8 protein-coding genes and 1 riboswitch are annotated in these 7,590 nt (G+C 71.8%); of the genes, 3 read left to right on the forward strand and 5 right to left on the reverse strand.

Going from position 1 to position 7,590, the window contains the following annotated elements:
• Window positions 1-21: 21 nt before the first annotated feature.
• From C1A38_RS29845 to C1A38_RS29865, 5 genes are all read right to left on the reverse strand, one after another.
• Entirely contained in the window at window positions 22-522 is a 501-nt protein-coding gene (locus C1A38_RS29845; protein WP_102661022.1) for a DUF6328 family protein, read from the reverse strand.
• A gap of 253 nt (window positions 523-775) precedes the next feature.
• Entirely contained in the window at window positions 776-1,525 is a 750-nt protein-coding gene (locus C1A38_RS29850; RefSeq protein ID WP_102661023.1) for a sugar isomerase domain-containing protein, read from the reverse strand.
• A gap of 115 nt (window positions 1,526-1,640) precedes the next feature.
• Complete coding sequence (locus C1A38_RS29855; RefSeq protein WP_102661024.1) at window positions 1,641-2,471, reverse strand: alpha/beta fold hydrolase; 831 nt, start codon at window positions 2,469-2,471, stop codon at window positions 1,641-1,643.
• 26 nt (window positions 2,472-2,497) lie between these two features.
• Window positions 2,498-3,223 (reverse strand): TIGR03943 family putative permease subunit, encoded by a 726-nt coding sequence (locus tag C1A38_RS29860; RefSeq protein ID WP_102661025.1) that lies wholly within the window; start codon window positions 3,221-3,223, stop codon window positions 2,498-2,500.
• Window positions 3,220-4,161, reverse strand: a complete 942-nt coding sequence (locus C1A38_RS29865; protein ID WP_233197108.1) for a permease — start codon at window positions 4,159-4,161, stop codon at window positions 3,220-3,222. The genes C1A38_RS29860 and C1A38_RS29865 overlap by 4 nt, the downstream gene beginning before the upstream one ends.
• A 322-nt stretch (window positions 4,162-4,483) precedes the next feature.
• A riboswitch (TPP riboswitch) is annotated at window positions 4,484-4,589 on the forward strand.
• Window positions 4,590-4,659: 70 nt separating this feature from the next.
• On the opposite strand from C1A38_RS29865, the gene C1A38_RS29870 reads away from it, so the two are divergent.
• The 3 genes from C1A38_RS29870 to C1A38_RS29880 all read left to right on the forward strand — a co-directional run bounded on the left by C1A38_RS29870 (window position 4,660) and on the right by C1A38_RS29880 (window position 7,585).
• Window positions 4,660-5,250, forward strand: coding sequence for an ECF transporter S component (locus C1A38_RS29870; RefSeq protein WP_102661027.1), 591 nt, complete (start codon window positions 4,660-4,662; stop codon window positions 5,248-5,250).
• Window positions 5,251-5,369: 119 nt separating this feature from the next.
• Window positions 5,370-6,788 (forward strand): ABC transporter ATP-binding protein, encoded by a 1,419-nt coding sequence (locus C1A38_RS29875; RefSeq protein WP_102661028.1) that lies wholly within the window; start codon window positions 5,370-5,372, stop codon window positions 6,786-6,788.
• The gene (locus C1A38_RS29880; protein WP_102661029.1) at window positions 6,785-7,585 is read left to right on the forward strand and encodes an energy-coupling factor transporter transmembrane component T family protein; all 801 of its coding nucleotides are present in this window, start codon (window positions 6,785-6,787) and stop codon (window positions 7,583-7,585) included. Before C1A38_RS29875 ends, C1A38_RS29880 begins: the two co-directional genes overlap by 4 nt.
• The last annotated feature ends 5 nt before the right edge of the window (window positions 7,586-7,590 follow it).

A 7,590-nucleotide genomic window follows, 5' to 3' on the forward strand; every position in this document is an offset into this window, starting at 1 on the left:
GGCGGCGGGGCGGGTGTCGGGTCAGGTGTTGGCCAGGCCGCTGGGGTCTTCGTCGTCGTCGATGTCGTCGTCGCCCCAACTGCGGCGGGAGAACGGCAGGATCAGCCAGAAGGTGAGGAACCAGAGTCCGGTGACGGCGCTGAGCAGGAAGGCGATCGGGCGGGCGAGCACGAAGTCCGTGATCAGCAGGACCGAGCTGACCATCGCGATCAGCATCAGGGCGAGGCCGCCGGAGGCCATCAGGTGCGCGAACCGGACCAACTCCGGTTTACGCCCCTGACGGAACAGCGCGCGGTGGAACGCCACCGGCGAGATGATCATCGCGGTGGCGCCGGCCGCTGCGAGCAACGCGACGATGTAGACGTCCCGCTGGAACGGGCTGGTGCTGCCGAAGCCGTTGCTGAACGGCAGGGTCAGCAGAAAGGCGAAGAGGATCTGCACGCCGGTCTGCGCGACCCGCAACTCTTGCAACAGGTCGGCGAAGTTGCGCTGCCACCGCTGCTTCTCGGTTTCCTTGGACACCGCTGACCTCCGGGGGTACGGCCTGCCGCCGGACCGATTCGGTGACGGCGGCAACGCTGATTGCCCCACCGCCGTCGATCCGAAACCGGTTCGCAGGACGACCGCCCTCGTGCCCCGGCCAACCCGCCGCGCCACTCAAGAGCGCCACGCCACTCAGCAGCCGCACCGCACTCAAAAGCCGCACCGCCCAGCAGCCGCACCGCAATCAAAAGCCGCACCACTCAAAAGCCACGGCATTCAGAAGCCACGGCATTCAGGAGCCACGGCGGATACGTCCCGCGTACCGGGCCTCCAGGGTGTCGTTGTGCGCGTCGCCGCCGGCGATGTTGGCGGACAGGTAGACCGGCGGACGTTCGCCCGCCGCGAGCAGCCGGGCCACCACCTCCACCACGATCTGCTGGGCCAGCAAGGCGGCGGTGATCGACGAGACCGCACCGACCGCGCCACCGTCGGGCAGCGGCAGGGTCGCGTCGCCGTACGGGGCGCCGTTGTCCAGCACCACGTCGGCGAAGTCGGCGAGCTTGCGGCCCGACGGATGGCGGGACTCCATCCGGGCCGAGTGTTCCGTCGAGGTGATCGCCACCAGCCGGTGGCCGCGCTCGCGCACCAGCGAGGCGAACTCCACCATCGCCCCGTTCACCCCCGAGTTCGAGGCGAGTACGAAGATGTCGGCCGGGTCGACCGGGGCGAGTTCGTAGAGACGGTGGGCCACCGACGGGTCCCGTTCCAGCTTCGGCCCCAGCACCTCCGTGGACGCTCCGCCGTGCAGCACCAGGTCACGCAGGGCGATCCGGTTGGTCGGCACCAGTCCACCGGCCCGGCCGGCGATCTCCATCGCCAGCGCCTCGGAATGGCCGGTGCCGAAGGCGTGCACCACCCCGTCGGCTTGGATCGCCTCGGCGATCAGGTCCGCGGCGCGGGCCACCTGGTCCCGCTGGCTCTGGGCCACCCGGTTCATCGTCGCGGTCACCACGGCCAGGTAACCGTCGGCACTCAACGTCATCGTCACTCCGCTCCTCGCCGGCCGGCAACTCCCGCCAGCCCTCCCCCAGCCCTTCCGCCAGTAACTCCGCCAGCCCGCCGCAGGCATCGAGGCACACCGGCACGCCGTGTCGCGCTCAGGCGGCAGAGCGCACCCGGGCCACGATCGCCTCGGCCAGCCGCGTCGGCACCTCGTCCGGAATCCAGTGGCTGACCCCGGCGATCTCGACGAACCGGTAGTCCCCCTGCACATGCTTGACGCACGCCTCGGCAGCCGTACGCCCGATCGCCACGTCCCGGTCACTCCACACGAAGGTGGTCGGCACGTGCGACGCGCCGGTCGCCGCCAGGTCCGTCCAGGACATCGCCCGGTACCAGTTCAGCGCCGCGGTCAACGCGCCGGGCTCGCGCATCGGTTCGGCGTACGCGGACACCCGCGCCGCGTCGCCGACACCGCGCAGCATCCGGCGCAGCCCGCGGGCCCCCAGGCCCAGCAGCGTCTTCTCGGCCACCCCGGGCCGGCGGAACAGCAGCATGTACGCCGAGCGCGCCTTCTGCTGCGCGTCCTCGCTGAGGGCGTACACCATGGCGGCCGGATGCGGCACGGAGACGGCGGTCAACGTGCGGACCCGCTCCGGATGCTCGGCGGCCAGCGCCCAGGCCACCACGGCACCCCAGTCGTGCCCCACCACGTGGGCGGAGTCGACGCCGAGGGCGTCCAGCACGGCGGCCGCGTCGGCGACCAGCTCCGTCAACCGGTACGCCTCGACTTCCGTCGGCCGGGCGCCCGGCGAGTAGCCACGCTGGTTGACCGCGTAGGTGCGCAGACCGGCCACGTGCAGGGTCGGCGTCACGTCGTTCCACTCGCCCGCGTGCTGCGGGAAGCCGTGCAGCAGCAGCACCGGCTCACCGTGCTCCGGGCCGCCCGCCGTGACGTCGAACCGCATACCTCGGGCGTCGATGTGCATGACCCGCAGCCTACCGAGGTGGACAGTCAGTCGTACTGCTGCTTGGGGGTGGGTATCGGCCGCCAGGACTCGACCTGCAGGTAGGGGATCTCGGCGTCGTTGACCGGGTCACGACCGATCCGGTCGCTGTACCGGCCGATCACCTCGACCCAGGTGTCGTCGGGCAGACCGGCCGGCACGTCGCCGGTGAGGCCGAGCTTGACCGGCCGTCCGTCGGCCGCGCAGCAGGACAGCACCATGCGGGCCAGGATGGGGCGGCCGTCCTCGCCGGTGGCGAGGAAGCCGGTCAGCAGCACCCGCCGGTCGCCGATCGAGGCGCCTCGGTCGAACAGTGCCCGGGCCGCGTAGTCGAGGACGCTCACCGGCGCGGGGTCGGCGTCGGGCAGCGGCGGGTAGTCCGACTGTCGTGGGGCGTTCAGCGCGGTGCCGGACTGGTTGGCCGCGTACGAGCCGAGGGCCGGCGGGGCGACCAGCAGCAGGCCGAGCACGGGCAGGATGAGCAGCCAGCCGACGCGCGGTTCGTGGTGGGTGTGGTCGTCGTGGTCGTCGGCAGGTTCGTCGGAGCGGGTGAGGACCGGGCGTAGCTCGTACCAGAGGGTCATGATCGCCGCGACCACCAGCAACAGACCGGCGGCGATCAGGAATGGTCGCAGCCCTTCCTTGACGTAGCGCAGGTAGAGGTCGGAGAGGCTGGCCCGCAGCACCGCGCCGCCGAGCAGCAGCAGGACCACCGCCTGCGCCTGCCGGTTCACAGCAGCACCGCCCCGACGCCGGCGGCGACCAGCAGGGCCACCGCGAACGTGGTCGGCGCGAACCGGAAGGCGAACCGGCGGCCGAAGACACCGGCCTGCATCGAGATCAGCTTGAGGTCGACCATCGGTCCCACCACCAGGAACACCAGTCGGGACGTGAGGGAGAACTGCGACAGCGAGGCCGCCACGAAGGCGTCCGCCTCGGAGCAGAGCGAGAGCAGCACGGCGAGTGCCGCCAGCGCCAGGATGGACAGCCAGGCGTTGTCGGCGAGGGTCTGCAGCAGGCGTTCCGGCACCAGGACGTTGATGCTGGCGGCGGCCATCGCGCCGAGCACCAGGAAGCCACCGGCGTGGGTGACGTCGTGCCGGACGGCGGCCCAGAAGGCCCGCCCGCGCCGGGGGTCGTCCAACTCGGGTCGGCGCGGCATCCTGATCCACTCGGTGCGTCCGAGGCGCAGCCAGAGCCAACCCATCACCATGGCCACCACGAGACTGGCGAGGCCCCGGGCGAGGACCATCTCGGGGTTGCCGGGAAAGGCTACAGCGGTGGCGGTCAGCACGATCGGGTTGACCGCTGGTGCCGCGAGCAGGAAGGCCAGGGCGGCGGCCGGGGTGACCCCGCGGCGGATCAGCGAACCGGCGATCGGCACGGACCCGCACTCGCAGCCGGGCAGCACCACGCCGGCCGCGCTGGCCGCCGGCACCGCCAGGGCCGGGTGCCGGGGCAGCGCCCTGGCCCAGAACGACCGGGGTACGAAGACCGCGATCACGGCCGAGAGCAGCACCCCGAAGACCAGGAACGGCACCGCCTGCACCATGATCGAGACGAACACCGTGGTCCAGGTCTGCAGGCGCGGATCGTCAAGCGCCCCGGCCAGCGGATCCCTGACGATGATCAGCAGGATCAGCAGCGCGGCCAGCACCTCCACCGAGCCGATCCGGTCGCCGAGCCATCGCCGGGATGGTGTGGAGCCGTCCGGATGGGTCGCGGGCGCCTCGGTGGTGACGCCGCCGGGACGGCCCTGCGGTTCGTCGGCCGGTACGGCGTGATCCGTGTCTGTGCTCACCCTGTCGTCTCTTCACCGGGGACATTCGGCGGGCTGAGATTACCCTCCGACACCGACAACGTCGATAAATGTCACGGAAACGGGCGGGTGTGGCGGACGGGCGTACCCGAGGGCCGGTGCCGCACCCGGCGTGACCTGCGTAGATCACATTGCCTGTTGATCTTCAAAGGTGTTAGCGTCGGCGAGACAACTTCACCTCCGACAGGGGAGCGCACAGCGCTGAGAGTGCGGGTTCGCCCGCAGACCCTCCGTACCTGATCTGGGTAATGCCAGCGCAGGGAGTTCGGTCCACCTCCAGCCCGCCACGGCCCGGTGCCGTCGGGCGCGGCGTGCGTCTTACCTGGTTCGAACACTGGACTGGGAGCAATCATGAAACTGCCGACCACCAACCGGTGGCGCACGATCGACATCGTCGTGGCTGCGGTGATCGCCGTCGCCTTCGGTGTGATCTTCTGGGCCTGGGGCCTGCTCTGGCGGGCTGTCGACCCGGCCTTCGCCTTCTTCCCGGCCAGCCAGGCCATCATGTACGGCGTCTGGCTGATCCCCGCGGTGCTCGGCGGGCTGGTGATCCGCAAGCCGGGTGCCGCGCTGTTCTGCGAGGCGGTTGCGGCGACCGTCTCCGCGCTGCTGGGCTCGGAGTGGGGCGGCGTCACCATCGTCCAGGGCCTGATCCAGGGCCTCGGCGCGGAACTGGCCTTCGCCGCCTTCCGCTACCGCTCGTTCCGGCTGCCGACCGCCCTGCTCGCCGGCGCGATGACCGGCCTGGGTGCCGCGCTGTTCGACTTCTTCGTCTGGAACACCGCGTACGAACTGGTCAGCTACCGGATCCCGTACGCGCTGTTCACCGTGCTCAGCGCCGCCGTGATCGCCGGGGCCGGCGCCCACGCCCTCACCAACTCCCTCGCCCGCACCGGTGCCCTGTCCCGCTTCCCCTCCGGCCGCACCCGAACCCTCGTCTGACCCCCACCCCTGTTGATCAAGAGGTTTGCGTCTGTCGATCCTGCATTCCAGACGCAAACCTCTTGATCAACGGCGATGGTCGGGGTGGGTGGGTGACGGTGGGAGGAGGGAGGTACGGGGTGGGTGGGGTACGGCTGCGGGGGTTCGGGTGGCGGCATGCCGGGCGGCGGGCCTGGGCCGTGCGCGGGGTGGACCTGTGGGTACGACGAGGGGAACGGGTGTTGCTGCTCGGGCCTTCCGGGGCGGGCAAGAGCACCCTGTTGGCCGCGCTGGCGGGGCTGCTGCCGGAGGACTCCGGTGAGCAGGAGGGCACCATCGAGATCGACGGTCGCGCACCGACCGAGGTCCGCGAACGGGTCGGCATCGTCTTTCAGGATCCGCAGTCCCAACTGGTCATGGCGCGCAGTGGCGACGATGTGGCGTTCGGGCTGGAGAACCGGGGTGTACCGGCAGCACAGATCTGGCCCCGCGTGGACGAGGTGCTGCACCGGGTCGGGTTCCCGTACCACCGGGACCGGCCCACCGCGGCGCTCTCCGGCGGCGAACAGCAGCGGCTCGCCCTGGCCGGTGCGCTCGCGCTGCGCCCCGACCTGCTGCTGCTCGACGAACCCACCGCCAACCTCGACCCGGCCGGTGCCGACCTGGTCCGCGCCGCGATCGCCCGCGCGGTCGACGGCGACACCACACTGATCCTGGTCGAGCACCGGATCGCCGATGCCCTGCCCCTGGTGGACCGGGTGGTGGTGCTCGAAGCCGGTGGCGGCGTACGCGCCGACGGTACGCCGGAAGCCGTCTTCGCCGCGCACGGCGACGCCCTCGCCGCCGACGGCGTCTGGGTGCCGGGTCGACTGTTCCCGCCACGCCCGGCCGCCGCCCCGGCCGGCGAGGTGCTGCTCACCGCCGACCGGCTCGGCCAGCCACCCCGGCTGGCTCCGACCAACCTGACCGTACGCGCCGGTGAGGCGCTCGCCGTGCTCGGTCCCAACGGCGCCGGCAAGTCCACCCTCGCGTTGCTGCTCGGCGGGCTGCTCAAGCCCGGCACCGGACGACTGTCGGCCAGCACGGAACTGGCCGGGGCCGACGCCCGTACGGCACCGCACCGGTGGCGTGCGCCCGCGCTGGCGCGCCGGATCGGCTCGGTGTTCCAGGATCCCGAGCACCAGTTCGTCACCAGCACGGTCTTCGACGAACTGGCGTTGGGCCCGCGCCGGACGGGCGCCACCGACGCCGTGGTCCGCCAACGCGTCGACGACCTGCTGCAACGGCTGCGGCTGGACAAGCTGGCCGGGGCGAACCCGTACACCCTCTCCGGCGGGGAGGCGCGTCGGCTGAGCGTCGCGACCGCCCTGGCCACCGCGCCCCGGCTGGTGATCTGCGATGAGCCCACCTTCGGGCAGGACCGGCGGACCTGGCGGGAGTTGGTGGACCTCTTCGCGGAGCTGCGCGACGCCGGCCACGGCCTGGTGACGGTCACCCACGACACCGACTTCGTGGCCGCGCTGGCCGACCGCACCCTGACGCTGCGGCCCGTAGCGTGATCGACTTCGAACCGGTCGCCCGGCCGGACGCCCCGCTGGCCCGCCGCAACCCGGTGGCCAAGCTGGCGGCGGCGCTGCTGTTCGCCTTCCCGCTGCTGGCGACGCTGGATCCGGTCGCGCCGGCGATCGCACTGGCGGTGGAGTTGGCGGTACTGCCGTTGTTCGGCCTGCGGTACCGGGTGCTGCTCCGTCGGGCCTGGCCGCTGCTGCTCGCCGCCGGTGGCGTACTTGTCACCCTGGTCCTGTTCGCCGCCGACCGGTCGGGACGGGTGCTGCTCGACGCCGGCCCGATCATGGTCACCTCGTCGGTGTTGCTCACCGCCCTCGGCCTGGTGCTGCGCCTGTTCGCGGTCGCGCTGCCCGGCGTGATCGTCTTCGCCACCACCGATCCGACCGATCTGGCCGACGCGCTTGTGCAGAACGCGAAGGCGCCGGCCCGGTTCGCCATCGGCGCGCTGGCCGCGTTCCGGCTGTTGCCGCTGCTCAGCCAGGAGTGGCAGATGATCGCCATGGCCCGCCGGGCGCGGGGCGTGGACGCCGGCCGCAACCCGGTGGCCAAGCTGCGACTGTTCGCCTCGACCGCGTTCACCCTGCTCGTCGGGGCGATCCGCCGGGGCACCCGACTCGCCGTCGCCATGGACGCCCGCGGCTTCGACTCCACCACCCCGCGCACCTTCGCCCGCCACCAGCCCTTCTCCACCGCCGACTGGCTCCTGCTCATCTGCGCCCCCGCCCTGGCCGCTACCGCCCTCACCATCAGCATCACCCTCGGCACCTTCACCCCCCTAACCCCCTGACACCC

Source organism: Verrucosispora sp. ts21, assembly GCF_002879555.1.
Lineage (GTDB): Bacteria > Actinomycetota > Actinomycetes > Mycobacteriales > Micromonosporaceae > Micromonospora > Micromonospora gifhornensis.

Excerpts from the sequence above, each read along its gene's own strand:
- C1A38_RS29850 (WP_102661023.1), bottom strand. The coding sequence starts at position 1,525 with ATGACGTTGAGTGCCGACGGTTACCTGGCCGTGGTGACCGCGACGATG.
- C1A38_RS29870 (WP_102661027.1), top strand. The coding sequence starts at position 4,660 with ATGAAACTGCCGACCACCAACCGGTGGCGCACGATCGACATCGTCGTG.
- C1A38_RS29855 (WP_102661024.1), bottom strand. The coding sequence starts at position 2,471 with ATGCACATCGACGCCCGAGGTATGCGGTTCGACGTCACGGCGGGCGGC.